This is a genomic window from Rhizobium sp. Root149, assembly GCF_001427345.1.
Taxonomy (GTDB): Bacteria; Pseudomonadota; Alphaproteobacteria; order Rhizobiales; family Rhizobiaceae; genus Neorhizobium; species Neorhizobium rhizoryzae.
Window position 1 is genome coordinate 501,591 of record NZ_LMGD01000023.1, and the last position, 16,966, is coordinate 518,556.

The 16,966-nt window shown below is 58.5% G+C and carries 16 protein-coding genes; 10 read left to right on the forward strand and 6 right to left on the reverse strand.

Annotation, left to right across the window (positions count from 1 at the left end; genetic code table 11):
• Positions 1-20: 20 nt before the first annotated feature.
• Positions 21-506, reverse strand: coding sequence for a hypothetical protein (locus ASD54_RS22155; RefSeq protein WP_062556723.1), 486 nt, complete (start codon positions 504-506; stop codon positions 21-23).
• A gap of 109 nt (positions 507-615) precedes the next feature.
• Here ASD54_RS22155 and ASD54_RS22160 point away from each other — a divergent pair, with 109 nt between their 5' ends.
• The 7 genes from ASD54_RS22160 to ASD54_RS22190 all read left to right on the forward strand — a co-directional run bounded on the left by ASD54_RS22160 (position 616) and on the right by ASD54_RS22190 (position 8,086).
• Complete coding sequence (locus ASD54_RS22160) at positions 616-1,002, forward strand: RidA family protein (RefSeq protein WP_062556724.1); 387 nt, start codon at positions 616-618, stop codon at positions 1,000-1,002.
• 13 nt (positions 1,003-1,015) lie between these two features.
• Positions 1,016-1,882 carry a MurR/RpiR family transcriptional regulator gene (locus ASD54_RS22165; protein WP_062556918.1) on the forward strand — a complete coding sequence of 289 codons (867 nt, stop codon included), beginning with the start codon at positions 1,016-1,018 and terminating at the stop codon, positions 1,880-1,882.
• A 2-nt stretch (positions 1,883-1,884) separates the two neighbouring features.
• The gene (locus tag ASD54_RS22170) at positions 1,885-2,661 is read left to right on the forward strand and encodes an SDR family oxidoreductase (RefSeq protein ID WP_062556725.1); all 777 of its coding nucleotides are present in this window, start codon (positions 1,885-1,887) and stop codon (positions 2,659-2,661) included.
• Positions 2,662-2,729: 68 nt separating this feature from the next.
• Positions 2,730-4,655 carry a family 20 glycosylhydrolase gene (locus ASD54_RS22175; RefSeq protein ID WP_062556726.1) on the forward strand — a complete coding sequence of 642 codons (1,926 nt, stop codon included), beginning with the start codon at positions 2,730-2,732 and terminating at the stop codon, positions 4,653-4,655.
• A gap of 13 nt (positions 4,656-4,668) precedes the next feature.
• Positions 4,669-6,117 carry a M81 family metallopeptidase gene (locus ASD54_RS22180; RefSeq protein ID WP_062556727.1) on the forward strand — a complete coding sequence of 483 codons (1,449 nt, stop codon included), beginning with the start codon at positions 4,669-4,671 and terminating at the stop codon, positions 6,115-6,117.
• Positions 6,114-7,325, forward strand: a complete 1,212-nt coding sequence (locus tag ASD54_RS22185; protein WP_062556728.1) for an MFS transporter — start codon at positions 6,114-6,116, stop codon at positions 7,323-7,325. Before ASD54_RS22180 ends, ASD54_RS22185 begins: the two co-directional genes overlap by 4 nt.
• Complete coding sequence (locus tag ASD54_RS22190; protein WP_062556729.1) at positions 7,322-8,086, forward strand: copper homeostasis protein CutC; 765 nt, start codon at positions 7,322-7,324, stop codon at positions 8,084-8,086. Before ASD54_RS22185 ends, ASD54_RS22190 begins: the two co-directional genes overlap by 4 nt.
• 5 nt (positions 8,087-8,091) lie before the next feature.
• Here the strand turns inward: ASD54_RS22190 and ASD54_RS22195 are convergent, their stop codons facing one another.
• Positions 8,092-8,556, reverse strand: coding sequence for an Lrp/AsnC family transcriptional regulator (locus ASD54_RS22195; protein ID WP_062556730.1), 465 nt, complete (start codon positions 8,554-8,556; stop codon positions 8,092-8,094).
• A 136-nt stretch (positions 8,557-8,692) separates the two neighbouring features.
• On the opposite strand from ASD54_RS22195, the gene alr reads away from it, so the two are divergent.
• Genes alr through ASD54_RS22210 form a run of 3 tightly spaced genes read left to right on the forward strand, consistent with a single transcriptional unit; the run spans position 8,693 to position 11,526 of the window.
• Positions 8,693-9,811: an alanine racemase gene (gene alr, locus ASD54_RS22200; protein WP_062556731.1), complete on the forward strand. Its 1,119-nt coding sequence runs from the start codon at positions 8,693-8,695 to the stop codon at positions 9,809-9,811.
• Positions 9,812-9,838: 27 nt separating this feature from the next.
• Entirely contained in the window at positions 9,839-11,092 is a 1,254-nt protein-coding gene (locus tag ASD54_RS22205) for a D-amino acid dehydrogenase (RefSeq protein WP_062556732.1), read from the forward strand.
• Positions 11,093-11,103: 11 nt separating this feature from the next.
• On the forward strand, positions 11,104-11,526 hold the full coding sequence (locus tag ASD54_RS22210) for a GNAT family N-acetyltransferase (RefSeq protein WP_062556733.1): 423 nt from the start codon (positions 11,104-11,106) through the stop codon (positions 11,524-11,526).
• A gap of 15 nt (positions 11,527-11,541) precedes the next feature.
• Here ASD54_RS22210 and ASD54_RS22215 read toward each other — a convergent pair whose 3' ends face one another.
• From ASD54_RS22215 to ASD54_RS22230, 4 genes are read right to left on the reverse strand one after another with little or no spacing between them, the layout of a single operon-like run.
• Entirely contained in the window at positions 11,542-12,630 is a 1,089-nt protein-coding gene (locus tag ASD54_RS22215; RefSeq protein WP_062556734.1) for a glycoside hydrolase family 88 protein, read from the reverse strand.
• A gap of 25 nt (positions 12,631-12,655) precedes the next feature.
• Entirely contained in the window at positions 12,656-15,166 is a 2,511-nt protein-coding gene (locus tag ASD54_RS22220; RefSeq protein ID WP_062556735.1) for a hypothetical protein, read from the reverse strand.
• Positions 15,167-15,168: 2 nt separating this feature from the next.
• On the reverse strand, positions 15,169-15,930 hold the full coding sequence (locus tag ASD54_RS22225; RefSeq protein ID WP_062556736.1) for a hypothetical protein: 762 nt from the start codon (positions 15,928-15,930) through the stop codon (positions 15,169-15,171).
• A complete protein-coding gene (locus tag ASD54_RS22230; RefSeq protein ID WP_156379345.1) occupies positions 15,927-16,949 on the reverse strand; it encodes an oligopeptide/dipeptide ABC transporter ATP-binding protein in 1,023 nt (340 codons plus the stop codon). The genes ASD54_RS22225 and ASD54_RS22230 overlap by 4 nt, the downstream gene beginning before the upstream one ends.
• Positions 16,950-16,966 lie beyond the last annotated feature (17 nt).

A 16,966-nucleotide genomic window follows, 5' to 3' on the forward strand; every position in this document is an offset into this window, starting at 1 on the left:
TCAATCGATCGGTAAAAGGTTCAACCCATCGGGTTAGGCAAGTAGCCGGTAAAACCGGAAATTTTCCAGCGCCCTTCATGCAGACGGCAGTAGTACAATGTCTGCCATTTCATGACGTCGAGCGTACCATCTGCTTTCTTGATGCCACCATCGAATTTCTTGCGAACCAGTGCGGTCTCACCTTCGATCTCGATCTCCTCAAGACGCGTCGTGGAGAAGATCGCGTGGCGTGGATCTTCTCCATATTCGTGACGAGCGAAATCCTGCGCTTGCCGCAGCCACTCGTCGCGATAGGCCGAGAGGCTGGGGAATGCCAGACGCCAGTTATCCGGATTCGGATCCCGGTTACCGGAAATTCCAAGGAAGCCTTCCTCCACGAAGTCGTCCGCGACCATGGACCAGTCCGCCGCAAGGAATGCGTCGATGTCACGCGTGACCAGCATCTCCCAGACTGAATGGCGTGCAGTATCTGTTTGCGGGAAGGGATTGCGGTATGGATCGCGCATAGAGTGCTCTCGTCTAAATTATTTTCACAATGCTTGAAAAGCTCTGGTCAAAATCCCGCGAATATGGTCCAGTGTCAACGATCTAAGAAAATAATTTCCATGGAGTGTCATGTCGATCAAACGTTATGGAGCCGAAAAAGCGGGCGCCGGCGGGCAACGCCTTCCCTTCGCTCGCGCAGTAGAAGCAGACGGCTGGCTTCACGTGTCCGGTCAAGTTGCCATGGTGGATGGCGAAATCATCCATGGCGGCATTGTGGAGCAGACACATAAGACGATCGAAAACGTCATCGCCATCCTGCACGAAGCGGGCTACAGCGTCGAACACGTTGTCCGTTGTGGTGTATGGCTGGACGATCCGCGCGACTTCTGGACCTTCAACCGGATCTACCAGAGCTATTTCGGCGAGCATCCACCGGCACGCGCCTGTGTACAGGCCAGCATGATGGTTGATTGCAAGGTGGAAATCGACTGCATAGCCTACAAACCAAAGGTTTGAGGCTATGGAATCAATGGATATTTTCGCTACTCTTCAGGAAGAACGCAGCCAGTTTTCGGCCTCCGAACAGCGGATCGCCGACATCTTGCTGGGTGATTTCGATTTCGCGGTCAACGCCTCGATCATCGAGCTTGCTGAAAAAGCGGAAGTATCTCCCCCGACAGTCACGCGTTTCTGCCGTCGCCTGGGCTGCCAGAGCTTTGCGGATTTCAAGGTGAGACTGGCAAAGTCTGCCTTTGTCGGCATTCGCTATCTGAACCCGGAAGCCAAAAGCACAGAGCCCGCCGATGTGGCGGAGGACGTGATCACCAAAGCGCAAAATGCGCTGTTTCTCATCCATCGCACGTTGGATCCTGTCATGCTGGAAAAGGCCGCTGACCGGCTTTCGCGCGCGGACATGGTTTATGCATTCGGATCTGGAGGCAATTCATCGCTGATTGCCAGCGAAATCCAGAACCGCCTGTTCCGCCTGGGCTCACGCGTGACTGCGAGCAGCGACCACAACATGCAATTGATGTTCACGGCTGCCGCGCACAGCAATGATGTCCTGATCGGCTCTTCTTTCTCCGGTCGAAATCAGGAGCTGGTGCGTTGCTTCAAGCTTGCTCAGGACAATGGCATCAGCACGGTGGCCCTGACGCAGAGCGGCAGCCCGGTTGCTGACGCTGCCGAAGTGGTCATCGGCATAGACCTGCCCGAGGGCGATAACATCTATCGACCGACCTCAACGCGTTTCGCCTTCCTTGCAGTCGTCGACATTCTGGCGAGCCTTGTGGCCTACCGAAACCGCAAGCTTTCCACAGTGACGCTGCGCCACATCAAACAACAATTGGTCGAGCACCGCGATGGCGGCGACGACCGGCAGATACTGGGAGATTAGCCATGCCCCGCTCCGTCGCAGTTGTGACAGGCGCCGCTGGCGATATCGGCCGCGCCATTGCCCATCGACTGGCGGATGCGCACGATCTCGTCGCTCTTGTGGATATTGATGCTGCAGCCCTGGAAGTGGCTCAAGAAACGCTTGAGGGCTCTGAAAACTTCGTACCGATTGTCTGTGATATTACCAACGAAGCAGACGTCGCTCTTTTGGCAAAACGGGTCGGCGATCTAGGATCAACCAAGACGCTGATAAACAATGCTGGCGCCGCACGCGCCGTATCTCTTCAGGATACGACTGCAGACATCTGGCGGCAGGATGCGAGCCTGAATCTTGAGGCGGCGTTTCTCACGTTCCGTGCGTTCGAAGATGCGCTGAAGTCTACCAGCGGGTCGGTCGTCAACATCGCCTCGGTCAATGGCATGGCGGTCTTCGGTCATCCGGCCTACAGCACGGCAAAGGCTGGGCTCATCCACTTCACCAAGCTTGTCGCGGTCGAATATGGCAAATTCGGCATCCGATCGAATGCTGTTGCGCCGGGAACCGTACGTACGCAGGCCTGGGAGGCGCGGGCCGCTGCAAATCCGCAAGTGTTCGAAGAAGCCAAACGCTGGTACGCCTTGCGTCGCATCGCTACCGCGCAGGATGTCGCCAATGCCGTGTATTTTCTTTCCAGCGAACAGGCGGCGGCAATCACGGGAGTATGCCTGCCTGTCGATTGTGGACTGACTGCCGGGCAGGCCGAATTGGCGCGCACCTTTTCTCAATCCGAACACTACTGATCGATCACAAACTCAGAAACCGGCCGACCAAGAGCCGGAACCGGACGCGGTCCGGAAAGGGAACCATCATGAACATTCCGCTCTTTCGCCTCGAAAACAGCTGGGAGCCCGTGGACGGCGACGCCTGCGGCCGCTTCGTCTTCAATCTCGTCAACCTGTCGGAAGCACCACTCAGCGGCTTCAAGCTGGCCTATACGTCGCTCACCCGTATCAAGGATTCGGAAGTGCCACGGTGCGACAACGCGGTCTTTCTGCGGCGCAATGCCAACTTTCATCAGTTTGCGCCGACTGAAGGTCTGGTGCTGCAGCCGGGTGAGAGCTGGCAATTCACGGTCGCGCCACTTTGGCGGCCGGCCCGCCATCGAACCGACGGGGCAAAGTCTGCCTATTTGACCTTGAGCGACGGAACGCATCTACCGGTCAGCGTTGACGATACCCTGCTGGCAGGTCGTCCGCCCGAGCCTGCACCTGTTCTCATGCCGAAAGGCAAAGTTACCCAGCCATTCTCGCTGCTGCCGTGGCCAGCGTTCTGTGAACTGTCCGCAGCGTCCGTGGTGCCAGTCGCGCTCTATCCGGCGGAGGGCACAGCGGTGGCCCATAAACAGGCAATGCTACGCCTGGGATCACTATACCGTAGACTGTTTCAGGTGGGACATCAGCCTTTCGCTTTGACGCCTGTCCATGAAGGCAAGGCCATTCATTTCGAAGAAGACACGAACCTTGCGCCGGAAGCCTATCGCCTCAGCTTCGATGATGAGATCACCTTGGCATTTTCAGCCGATAGCGGATGCCAATATGGTCTGACCGCCCTCGCCCATCTGCTGCACGGCGCGCGGACCGAGCCGGAAACCTTCCGCTTCCCGGGATCCGGCATCATCGAGGATGCGCCGCGCTATGGCTGGCGCGGCTGCCATCTGGATGTGTCTCGCCAGTTCTACCCCGTTGCCGATGTGACCCGGTTAATCGACATACTGGCCTGGATGCGCCTCAACATCTTCCATTGGCACCTGACGGATGACGAAGCATGGCGGCTGGAGATCAAGGCCTATCCGCAACTGACAACACTTGGCGTATTGCGCGGACCGGACGAGCCGATGCTGCCGCAACTGGGCAATGGTGCAGAGCCGGTGGGTGGCTTCTATTCCCAGGCCGATGTGAAAGCGATTGTCGCTCATGCCGCAAGTCTTAATGTCGAGGTTGTGCCGGAAATCGATATTCCAGGCCATAGTACCGCGACGCTTGTGGCCTTGCCGGAACTGGTTGACGGACAGGAAGCCCCCGACAGTTATCGTTCAGTGCAGGGCTATCCGAACAATGCGCTCAATCCGGCAATCGAACTGACTTACGATTTTCTCGGCAAGGTCTTCGATGAGATGGTGGAGCTATTCCCTTCCAAGCTCATTCACATCGGTGGGGATGAAGTGGCGGCCAATACCTGGATGGCGTCACCGCTCGCCAGAAAACTGATGAATGAACAATGCATTGAAGGCACTTTCGGGCTCCAGAGCCATTTCATGAAACGCATTCAGGGCATGCTGTCCGAGCGCGGCAGGCGACTCGCCGGATGGGATGAGGTATCCCACGGTGGCGGTGTTGACCCGGAGGGTACGCTGCTTATGGCGTGGCAGAAGCCGGAGGTCGGCGTCGAACTGGCCTGTCAGGGTTATGACGTGGTGATGACACCCGGGCAGGCCTATTACCTCGATATGGTGCAGGACGAAGCCTTCCAGGAACCAGGGGCAAGCTGGGCAGGCACCGTGCCTCCAAAACACACCTACACCTATGAAGCGGTTGGCGAGTTTCCGGCAGAACTATCGTCTCGCATGCGCGGCGTACAGGCCTGCATCTGGTCGGAGCATTTCCTCAATCGCGACTACTTCAACCATCTGGTTTTCCCACGCCTCGGGGCAATCGCGGAAGCGGCCTGGACGCCGAAAGACAGCAAGAACTGGCTTCGCTTTGCTGCGATAAGCCCGCTCATGCCGAAGCTGTGAGGACGTAAACCAGATGACCCTTCGTATTGCCGTCGGCGGCATTCATACCGAATGCTCCACCTCCTCACCCGTCCTCATGCAGCCGGAGGATTTTCGCGTGCTGCGTGGCAGGGAGCTTCTGAACGCAGACTATTTCAATTTTCTTGATGCGGATGATGTCGATCACCTGCCGCTTCTGCATGCTCGCGCAGTACCCGGCGGCCCGGTGGCTCGCCATACCTATGAGGCATTCAAGGCAGAGTTTCTTGAATTGCTGAAAGCCAGCCTTTCGCTGGATGGTCTCTATCTGGCCATGCATGGAGCCATGAATGTGGAGGGAATGGATGATGCAGAAGGCGACTGGATTTCGGCAGCACGCGCCGTGGTTGGGCCGGACATGCCTATTGCTGCCAGCTACGACCTGCACGGCAACGTGACCCAGAAGATCATCGATCAGCTCGATATCTTTGCCGGTTACAGGACAGCACCGCATATCGACGTTCGGGAGACAATGGTCCGCGCCTGGTCGATGCTGATCCGCACTCTGACCACAGGAGAAAAACCGGGTATTGCCTGGGCACCCGTTCCAGTTTTGCTGCCCGGCGAGCGGACATCAACGGAAGATGAACCGGCCAAGAGCCTCTACGCCAAGCTACCTGATCATGACGCCGCTGAGGGCATCTGGGATGCCAATCTTATGGTCGGCTATGTATGGGCCGACGAACCGCGCGGGACAGCCTGCGCGGTGGTGACCGCCACAGACAAGGCAGCCGCCAAGGCAGCTGCCGAAAGCATCGCGCAATCCTACTGGCAAGCACGGCAGGATTTTCAGTTCGGCCCTTTCACGGCGCCTCTGGAAGAGGTGCTTGAACTGGCGGAAAAAGCAGAAACGAAACCGGTTATTCTGGCCGATTCCGGTGATAATCCGACCGGTGGCGGCGTTGGTGACCGCGCAGATGTTCTGAAAGCGCTCCTTGCCAGAAACTTCGAAGGTGCGGTCATCGGCGGCATCACGGATCGGCCCGCAGTAGAAGCCTGTTTCAAGGCGGGCGCAGGGTCTACTTTGAGGCTCACGATCGGGGGCTCGCTCGATCCCGCAAGCCCCAGCGTCGAAGTGGACGCTCAGGTGGTAAGCCTCGACGATCCCGGCTCCGAACCCGAGCGTCAGGCCGTAGTGAAGATAGCGGAAGTTACCGTGATCCTGGCCGCTCGCCGCCGCCCCTATCACAATATCGCGGACTTTACGCGTCACGGCATCGATCCGGCAACGGTGCGTCTATTGGTCGTCAAATCCGGCTATCTCTCTCCCGAGCTTGCCCCTATCGCGAACCCCAACCTCATGGCGCTGACCGATGGCGTGATCAATCAAGACATCGAGCGCATATCCAACAAGCGTCGCCAGAGGCCGTGCTATCCCTTCCAGAAGGATTTCGAGTTCACAGCCGAAGCGAGATATTCAAGCCGGTGGATTGATCGACCGTGAGCAATGCGCTGAAAACGACATGGGCAGACAAAAGCCTCAGGACCTCTGCCCTTGCCATCTTCTTCTTCGGAACGACCGGCGCGGCAACATCCCCCTATCAATCCCTGATCGGCATTCAAGAGCTGGGTCTGAGCGATAGCGGCTATGCGGCGCTGATGTTCGCAGCAGCCATCATCAACGTTTCCGCAAGCGTCATGATGGGTATCCTCGCTGACCGGATGGGCGATTATCGGACCTCCATTCTCTACGTGTCTCTCTTCGGCGTCCTTGGCTTCGGCATCGTCTATGCTTTCGCCAATGTTCCGGCGTTTGTCGTTTCCAAGCTCCTGCTGCTACCGATCTTCGGAGCATTGAACTCGCTGATTTTCGCCAATGTTCGCGCCAATTCCGCCCGGCTATCGAGCAGCCAGCTGATCGGCGTTAACTCTACTATCCGGGCGACGATATCGCTCTCCTGGGTTCTGATGCCGGGGGTTGTCGGGGTCATGCTGGCAGGCGCCAGTTCCATGCTTCCGGCCTATCTCATTGCAACACTGGCGGCGATCATCTGCTTCATCCTCGGCGCCTTCTTCCTTCCTCCGGCTCCCAAGATTGAAATAGAAGGCGGTGAGGCCCGCTCGCGATTTCTGGCCTCATTGGGAGAGGTGCTGGATCCTCGTGTCGCCATGCGGGTTCTGGCAATCGCGCTGATCTGTTCGATGCTTCATATCAACGATGCCGTCCGTCCGCTTATCGTCACAGGCAAGGCAGGCGGCACGGTCGCCGATCTTGGCATCATCGTCGGCATCGTTGCCGCTCTGGAAATCGTCTTCATCCTCTTCTGGGGCAAGGCCGAGACTTGGATGAAACCGGTACGGGCACTTGCGCTGGGAGCCGGTCTTTATGCGCTCTATCTCGTGCTTCAGGGACTTGCGACCGAGCGATGGCACGTTTATGCCCAGACCGTGATCAGCGGAATCGCTGCAGCGGCGATCATCAGCCTTCCCATCACCTATCTGCAGGATCTGATTAGCGATAGACCTGGCCTCGGAAGCTCGCTGATTGCGGTGAACATATTCCTCAGCGCCGGTCTCAGTGCGGGGATCTTCGCAATTGGCACGCGGATCGGGGACTACTCATTCGCCTCCATCCTTGGGGCGATCGTCGGCAGCTTCGGCATCATTCTCCTTTTTGTTCTGGAAAGCGGCAAGACAAGGAAGACATCATGATCGGCATCCAGCCATCAAAGCCCGTTCTGGAAATCTGCGTCGATAACGCAGAGGGACTCTTTGCTGCCATCGAAGGTGGTGCCGACCGCATCGAACTCTGTTCCGCCCTGTCCGTTGGCGGGTTGACGCCCTCCTTCGGACTTATGGAACTTGCGGGTAAGCAGACCGTGCCGGTGACGGCCATGATTCGGCCGCGCGCAGGCAGCTTCGTGTTCTCGAACGAAGAGGTCGATATCATGCGGGCCGACATTGATGCAGCCCGGGCCGCCAATCTCAAAGGCGTCGTTCTGGGGGCAAACCGGCCCGATGGGACGCTGGATATCGAGACCCTGAAATGGCTCTGTAGCGATGCAAAAGGCCTGGACCTGACCCTGCATCGTGCATTCGACATGGTGGGTGACAAGGCGGCAGCGCTGGAGGACGCGATCGACCTCGGCTTCTCGCGAATCCTGACATCCGGCGGAAAGCCAACTGCGCACGCAGGAATGGAGATGCTGGAGCAGCTCATCAATCAGGCTCAGGATCGCATCATCATCATGCCCGGCTCCGGTGTGCGGCCTCAGAATGCTTCCGAGCTTCTGAAGCGCCTGCGGGCCACGGAGCTGCACGCCTCCTGCTCCGTTCGATTCACCGAAGGCGACGCGCAACTGGTTGAGCTGAGTTTCGCTTCACGCGAAATGCTGAGAACAGACGCCTCCACCGTTCGTCAGCTGAAGCAGATACTCTATTCGCACGTAGAAGCACGCTTGGCTTCCAGTTGATGGAGCTAGCGCCGTCGCCCGCGCGCTGTCAAAGCGTTGCGGATGGAGAAGCTCGAATGAATGCGCGTTACGCCTGGTAGTTTCGAGAGAATATCCGTGTGAATGGTCTCGAACTCGCGCGGACTTTCCACCTCCACACGCAGGAAGTAATCCCAATCGCCCGTCATCAGATAGCATTCACGGATCTCGGGATGCTTGCGAACGGCATCCTCGAAGCGGTTCAGAAAGTCTTCCGTCTGGCGATCCAGCGTGATGTTGATCATGACAGCGATGGTGCTGCCTTCCTCGCCGGAACCGATCAGCGCCGTATAACCCCGGATGATTCCATTCTCCTCAAGAAGCTTGATCCGGCGCAGACAGGCAGAGGGCGAGAGCCCAACAGACTCCGCCATTTTGGCGCTGCTCATGCGAGCATCCAGCCGCAGCAGACGTATGATATTGCGATCAATGGCATCGAGCGACTGGCTCATTCATGAATCCACTATAAAAGCGCTGCTTTCGCGATTGATTTGATCACAAACGCAAGAAACAAGCAATAATCGCGCGCAACATGCACGATCGAAGCATTATCATCTGGTGCATTAGATCAGGAGGAGCGCAGAAGCGATGGACATGGTCTCATCCACGGAATGGCAAAAAACCGGCGCTCCCGGCTATCTCTCGGTCGATCTGTCGGCGCTGGGGAGAAATTACAGACGGATCGTTTCCACTGTTTCGCCTGCGCGTGCTGCGGCTGTGGTGAAAGCCGATGCCTACGGCCTCGGTGCAGAGAAAGTTTCGAGCGCGCTCTATCAGGAAGGCTGCCGCGACTTCTTCGTTGCGCAATATGGTGAGGCAGTGGCGCTTCGCCCTGTTCTGTCCAAGGATGCCGCAATTTATGTGCTGAACGGGCTTCAGCCGGGCTCCGAAACGGACTGCGCTCTTCGCGGCATCATCCCGGTGCTGAATTCGCTGGAACAGGTCGCCCGCTGGCGCGCCGCCGCGACGCTGAGCGGCCGCAGACTTCCCGCATTGTTGCAGTTTGACACCGGCATGTCGCGCCTTGGCATGTCCGTTGAAGAGGCCGAAGCATTGGCGGCAGATGCGCAGCTTCTGGAAAACATCGACGTGCGCTACATCATGAGCCATCTGGCTTGCGCCGACGAGGCGGACGATGTTCATAATGGTCTGCAGGCAGAGCAAATGGGGCGTATCGCCGACATTTTCCCCGGCATACCGGTTTCCTTCGGCAATTCCGGCGGCTCATTCCTGGGCGAGAAGTTTCGTGGCGCGATGGTTCGACCCGGTATCGCGCTTTATGGTGGACGCCCCACGGATATGCTGGAGCAGCCGATGGAGCCGGTCGTGAGGATCGAGGGTGCCGTGGTCCAGACACGGACTATTCCGGCAGGAACAGCAGTTGGGTATTCCGCAACCTACATTGCACAAGAGGAGCGTCGCCTTGCAACGGTTTCGCTCGGCTATGCCGATGGTATCCTGCGCTCGCTCAGCAGCAAGGGCGCATTCGTCTATCAGGGCGTGCGGCTTCCGGTCGTCGGGCGCGTTTCAATGGACAGCACGATCATAGACGTTTCGGATCTACCCGATGGCGCGCTCAGGCTGGGCAGCCGGGTGGAGTTCATTGGCGACAGTCAGACACTCGAAGACGTTGCCGAGCAGGCAGGCACAATCTCCTGGGAGATTTTGACCTCCATCGGCAACCGCTACTACAGACAATACATCTAATTCAAAGACCAGCAGACGGGGAATATCATGAAGGTCACCATTCTTGGCGCGGGCGTCATCGGCGTCACATCGGCCTATTATCTCGCGAAAGCCGGTCATGAAGTTACCGTGCTCGACCGTCAACCCGGTCCGGCGCTGGAAACCAGCTTTGCAAATGCCGGCGAAGTATCCTTCGGCTATTGCTCTCCCTGGGCTGCACCCGGCATTCCGCAGAAGGCGCTGAAGTGGATTTTCATGGAGCATGCGCCGCTCATCCTTCGCCCCAAGCTCGATATGGCGATGCTTTCGTGGATGCTGCAGATGCTGCGCAACTGCACCTCGGAACGCTATGCGCTGAACAAGAGCCGCATGCTGCGCCTTGCTGATTATGCGCGGCTGGCGCTCGCAGAAGTTCGTGCCGAAACCAATGTCGATTACGACCAGCGCATGCAGGGCACGCTGCAGCTTTTCCGCACGCAAGCCCAACTCGATGCCTCCGCCAAGGATGTGAAGGCGCTGGCAGCGGATGGCATTCCGTTCGAGGTTCTGGATCCGGCAGGCTGCATCCGCGTCGAGCCTGCACTTGCCCATGTGCGCGAAAAGATTGTTGGCGGTCTGCTGACACCAAAGGATGAGACGGGCGACTGCTTCAAATTCACCAACATCCTGTCGGACAAGGCCACATCCATGGGCGTCCGCTTCGAATGGGGCGTGAACATCAAGGCGCTTGACGTGCAGGGCGGCGAAGTCAAAGGCGTGATGACGGATCGCGGCCTCGTATCCTCCGATGCCGTTGTGGTCGCGCTCGGCAGCTATTCGCCACTGCTGGTAAACCCGCATGGCATTCGCCTGCCCGTTTATCCGGTCAAGGGCTATTCCTTGACGATCCCGATCGTGGATGAAAGCCGCGCACCGGAATCGACCGTGATGGACGAAACCTACAAGATCGCCATCACTCGGCTTGGCGACCGCATCCGCGTCGGCGGCATGGCGGAAATCTCAGGCTATACGAATGATCTCGGCCATGCCCGTCGTCGCACGCTGGAACATTCGGTGACGGATCTGTTCCCCGGCGGCGATGTTTCGAAGGCGAGCTTCTGGTCAGGTCTGCGCCCGATGACACCCGATGGTACGCCAGTCATTGGTGCGACCAAGGTGCGTAACCTCTATCTCAACACGGGCCATGGCACGCTGGGCTGGACCATGAGCTGCGGCTCTGCGAAAGTTCTGGCCGACATCGTCAGTGGCCGTACACCTGAGATCGAGACCAAGGATCTCGCGGCGTCCCGCTACGCAGCTTGAACACGAGGACAATGACCAAGCAAGGCCTGTTGGAAATAGAACGTATATCGGCCGATCAGACCGTTGATATCCGCCATGTGGTTCTCTGGCCCGAGAAGGCTAAGCCGGATGTTGTCCTGCCGGAGGATGCCGATGGTACGCATTTCGGTGCGTCGATCAACGGCGCGCTTGTCGCTGTCATCTCCTTGTTCGAAACACCGGAAGGCATCCGATTCCGCAAATTCGCGACGCTGCCTGAATGGCAGGGCAAGGGAGTTGGAACGCAGCTCCTGACCCATGCCATTCAATGGTCGCGGAAGAAGGGCGAGCGCCGCATCTGGTGCGATGCCCGTGTCAGCGCCCTGCCCTTTTACGCTCGGCACGGGTTTGCCGCCCAAGGCGGCGTTTTTGAAAAGAGCGGCGTCGCCTATACGGTGATGAGCCGGGAGCTTTGACCGCTCTTCCTCATTTTACCCTTCCAGCCCGTCTTTTTCGGCCATAACCCGCACGAGCAGAAGCATGACGAGCGCCTGACCGTATGGAGCCGGAACATTGGGGATCTGGCGGTAGAAGTCCAGCGTGTGGCCCATCGGCGTCCCGTCCGAAACCTCCAGCACAATGCCTGTTTCGTCGATCCGTTCGAGAACTGCTGCGAGCGCCCTGCGTGCCACGGACTTCAGGTCTTCGTCCAGAATACCAAGATCGATGCCGCGCAGGATTCCGTAGGCGATGCCGGCGGTGGCGCTTGTCTCTTCCGGCGAATTCGGATCGCAGACCAGAGTGCAGAACATACCGTTGGGTCGCTGATGCTGGGCGAGTGTGCGAACCTGTGCGCTCAAGACATAGGTCAAATGCCGCTTCAGATGCTCCGGCACCTGTTTAACAAGACTGAAGAGTTCGGGAATGGCGACCGTAATCCAGGAATTGCCGCGTGCCCAGAAGGCATTGGCAAAGTTGTGGCGTCCGTTGAACGTCCAGCCATGATACCACAGTCCCGTCACGGGATCGGCCAGATAGCGCTCGTGAACCATGAACTGGTAGAAGGCTTCCTCGATCCAGTCCTGACGGCCAAACCGCTGGCCCGCCCGGGCAAGGAAAAGGCACGTCATGAACAGCGTATCGTCCCACAACTCGCCATCGTTCATGCGCTCCTTGACAACATGCTGAAAGCCGCCATCCTCTGTGCGCGCAAGTTTTGTCATCAGCCAATCGGCCCAGTCCTTGACGAGTGCCTCGAAATCAGGCCGGTCCACATGGTCAATTAGGACGGCCAGAGGAAGCATGGGAGAGGAGGAGTTGACCTGCCGGGGCGGCAGTCCACGCCCGATCTGCCAGTCGTACCAGCGGGCGATCGCCTCCATCAGGGACTTGTCGCCGACGGCTTCAGCATGACGAATGAGACCGTAGATCCCGACGCCGACTTCCCAGTCCCACTCATCGAACTGGAGTTCATAGCCATTTTCCGGCGCTGCGGCGGCATCGTTCATACCCTTGAGGCGTGCCAGACCGACGGCCACGCGCGAAAGGGTTTCGGAGAGAATATGGGGCTGCATCAGCATTGATCAGATTCCTGCATGCGAAGGATCAAAAGGAGAATGCGGCTTCGGTCCGCACGAGAGGGTCGATTGTTCGATTAGGAAAGGCGTAGGCCTTGCCAGCCACCTGCAGCCCATCGCGCCACGACAGGGCGAGGTCAGGTTTGCCGGGAAGCGAAACTGCCAGCGTCAGATCGCTGCCGCCGAGTGACATCCGGATGTCCGACAGTTGAGAGACAAAGGCTTTACGCGCTCCCTCATCTGCCGCGTCGGCCACGATGGTGAGCCATCCGCAGCGGTTCCCCGCGACGCGATATTCGATGCCATCACCCGGACCGGTAGTGACTGGTGTGATGGTGCCCGTTGCGGTGAGTGCTGCAATGCCCCCACCGCTCGTCAGGATAAGCCAGTTGTCGACCAACTCCACCTGATCGAATGCGGCAGCTTCCACATAGGCATGCGTGAAGCCAATCCGGGGGCTTTCTCCCAGATCGTAGAGCATCAGGCTCGCATTTTCCAATTGAGCGGCACGCGGCAGAGATCCATTTCCGGCCCAGAAGGAGGGACGCTGGCTCCCCCATGGATCGTCTTCTCCAGGGTGGTTGACCCAGGCGCGCGCGAAAGGATCAGCAGCAAAGCGAAGGTCCATCACATGCTGCTGGTGACCGCGACCACCCGGTTTGCCATCCACCATCGAGGAGAGCTGAACGTGCGCGGTCTTGTAGAGCGCAAGGCGCGCAGCCTCATCATGACCCTGGACGTAGTGGGCGAGAACGGCGACCCCGGGCTTCGGCTCGACGTAATCCAAGACATGTGCAGGCGGCTCGTAGGTGCCAGCACAGAACATGGTGAGTGCAGCCACGCCATCGTTCAGGAAGCCTTGACCGAATGCGACCGTCGCAAAGGGAGCAAGTTCGGTCAAAGGACCGCCGCGCAACTCCTTGTCATAGGCACGCCCCATGCTTCCGGCGGGAACGCCACCGGAGGTGTGCAAAGCGATCATGGTAAAGAGGCGGTCCAGCAAAAGCTTGGACCGGCGCTTGATTTCTCCGTCCCCGAAATGCTCAAGCGCCAGCAGACCAATGAAATCGATGGGGTAATAGGCGGCGGAATTCCATTCTGCGAGCCCATGCGTTTCGACAGAATCGAACCATTTGAGTAGCCGCTCTTCCCCGAGCGCCGCCTGCTGATCGCCGGTTCGGCCCGAGCAGGCAAAGCGCTTTTCGGTGAAAAGGCGCCCTGCCAGATATTGCGAGACATGGAAGCAAAGAACGTGGTTTTCGCTCCAGAACCACATCACATCATTGCCGGGCTCATCGACCCAGTAGCGATAATTCAGAATGGAGGCTTCGATCTGCTCCCAGAGAACTGCCGGAATCTGGTTCCGATAAGCCCCTGCGAGCCAGAGGAGCGGCACCAGCACGAAATCGGAGCAATCCCTCCGCTCGTCAATGGCCGCGAGTGTATTGGCGATGATCTCGCGGAAGGTTTCATCGACCTCGCGACCGAGAGCGAGATAGGCGATGGCTTTGCCCGCGCGCTGCTCGCCATGGTCCGCCGCAAAGGTGAGTGCCGCCCGCTTGCGCTCCGCCAGTGACTGATCCCGCATGTCTCGTGCAGCGTCCCGCATCGTCGCAAAGGCGATATGGCGGGAAACGGACACGTTCCCGACCGAAAATGTAAGATCCAGCGGATGATAGCCATCCGGCAGTTTGTCGATGCCCGAGAGAGCGAGCGTTCTGTCGCCTGCCTTCAGATCCGCGGTCACATCAAGGATCGGTGGCTTGTCGCGCATGTGAACGCTTGGCAGGATGCGCGCCCGCACCCGCACATCAACCGACGGCGCATGCGAAAAGACGAGAGAGACCTTGCCATCTTTCGAATGAAAGGGAGTAGGACGGACCTCGGTCGCCAGATCCTTCACCAGGGAAATCGTTGCATCGGAGGCATCGACCGGAAGTTCAACGTGCAGAGGCTCCGTGCCAAGTGAGGTGAGTTCGAAGTACCAAAGCGCATCGCGCTCTGCCAGTTCCTCGCACAGAACCACGACCTCGCTTCCTCTGGCCTTCAGCGGCAGGGTGATCTCCGTCTGGCTCTCCTTGTTGCGTTTGAAGGGCTCGAAGACCACGACTTCCGCACCGTCGACCCAGATCCGAATGCCGCCGCAGGTAGCAAGACGGAAGGAAGCCGGTCCATCCTTGGAAACCGATATGTGCGTCTTCAGCCAACGCTCCAGTTTGGTGGGACGATGCCAGAAACCGGAAAATTCGACACGACGATTGAAGCCGGGAAGGTAGAGATCATCGACCGGGATGACATCGGGCAAAGCAACGGTGCGAGACTTGATTTCCTTCCACAGGGCAATACGACAGGGTAGATCACCGACATCAACGAAGCCGTTGATGAAGCGGTAGTTCACCCGATCTTCCGCAAGGGCGACCTCGCCCGGATAGTAGGTGGCGCGAATGGATGACATGGCCCAGGCGGTTATTGCGCCACCCTGCCCGACGGTGAATCCGATTTGCGGCGTTTGATGTTTGCGGGTCGAGTTGATGTTCATGCTCATGTCTCCGCCTGACTTTGCTGGAAAGAAAGGCTGTCTATGTCGTGTTTCGAAAGTTCAGAAATGAGGTGTTTGACGCGCGTTGGCACCCACGCCTCCAGTGCAGGCCACGGTACGAGCCTGTAGTCACCAATGTCATCACTGGTGCGCGTAAAGCTCCAGCTCGGCGCGAACCGCCAGTTCTGAAGTTGTGTGCGCGCGAGCTGGTCTTGCTCTTCCGTCGCGTGAAAAAGACCCGCATCTGAAAAGCGATTGGACAAATGAATTCCGCGCTGACCCGCCAGAGCCCCGCACATCTCGTCTATGCGCTCGCCAGCCTCCAAACGCATGGTCTCACCATCTGCCCAATGCGCATGCTTACCAGGTTCGAGGAAGAGAACCGGCCTGCCCGCTTCAACCGGCAGGGCTCCATCAGGTCGTTGCATGACGAGCCGCGAACCATGGCGCGACGCCTCTACCTGCACGACTTGGCCGTATGCATCGAGATGCAGCCAGACATGCTCCAGATCGTAGAGGTGCTGGATATCCCAGTCATACCAGATTGCATATTCGATGACGCAGTCTGCAACCGGCTCGATCTGGAATTTGGACGAAACGGATTGAGCGGTCTCGCGATAAATCGCAAACCCGGCCGCTAAGGGCGGAAAGGGCTCGGCATCATCCAGGCGCAACAGCGGACGATGCGCATGGGCGAGTTCCGTCTCCGCACCTTCAGCACGGAGACTTCCCAGATCACCCAATGTGGCAACGCGCCCGTTCACTGTGCAGCAACCCCCGTCAGATCGAGGCTTTCGGCATAGTGACAACGAACCTGTCTTCCTCCGGCAACCGACCGCAGGGCCGGAACCTCTGCCTTGCATTTGGCATCCGCATAGGGACAACGCGGGTGGAAGGGGCAACCCGTTGGAATGTTCATCGCATCGGCAATTTCGCCTTTCAATGCCACACGCTTGCGCTCGCGATTGCCGCGCGGGTCCGGCTGCGGCACTGCGGCCAAAAGCGCCTCGGTATAGGGATGCAGGGGTTTGGAGAACATCTCTTCCGTCGGGCCAACCTCCATCAGCCGACCGAGATACATCACGCCGATGCGGTCCGAGATGTGCTCCACCATGCCGAGATCATGGGTGATGAACAGATAGGTGAGCCCAAGCTGCTCCTGCAGATCCTGCAGGAGATTGATGTTTTGCGCCGCCACGGAGACGTCGAGAGCAGAAACCGCCTCGTCCGCCGCGATGAAGCTGGGATTGAGCGCCAAGGCGCGGGCAATGCCGATGCGCTGACGCTGGCCGCCGGAGAAGGCATGCGGATAGCGGGATACATATTCCGGGCGAAGACCGACAAGCCGCAGCAGTTCCGCCACCCGGTCCTCAATCTCCGAGGGACTTCCGACTCCATGAATCGTCAACGGTTCGCCCACGAGATCGAGAATCGTCATGCGCGGATTGAGGGACGAATAGGGATCCTGGAAGATCATCTGCATTTCGCGGCGGATCTCGCGCATCTCGCGGTCACCAAGCGAGGTGATATCCACGATCGACCCGTTCGAGCGACGAAACAGGATTTCGCCCTCGGTGAGATCATAGGCCCGCAGGATCAGGCGCGCGATGGAGGACTTCCCGGAGCCGGACTCACCGACGAGGCCGAAGGTTTCGCCCTTCTTGATGTCGAAGGTGATGTCGTCGACGGCACGCACTTCCCCGACTTTCTTTCGTAGCCAGCCGCCATGAACGGGGAAGTATTTCTTCGCCCCACGAATGGAGATGAGGGTATCGTCCTGCATGGCCTCGGCCTTTTCAC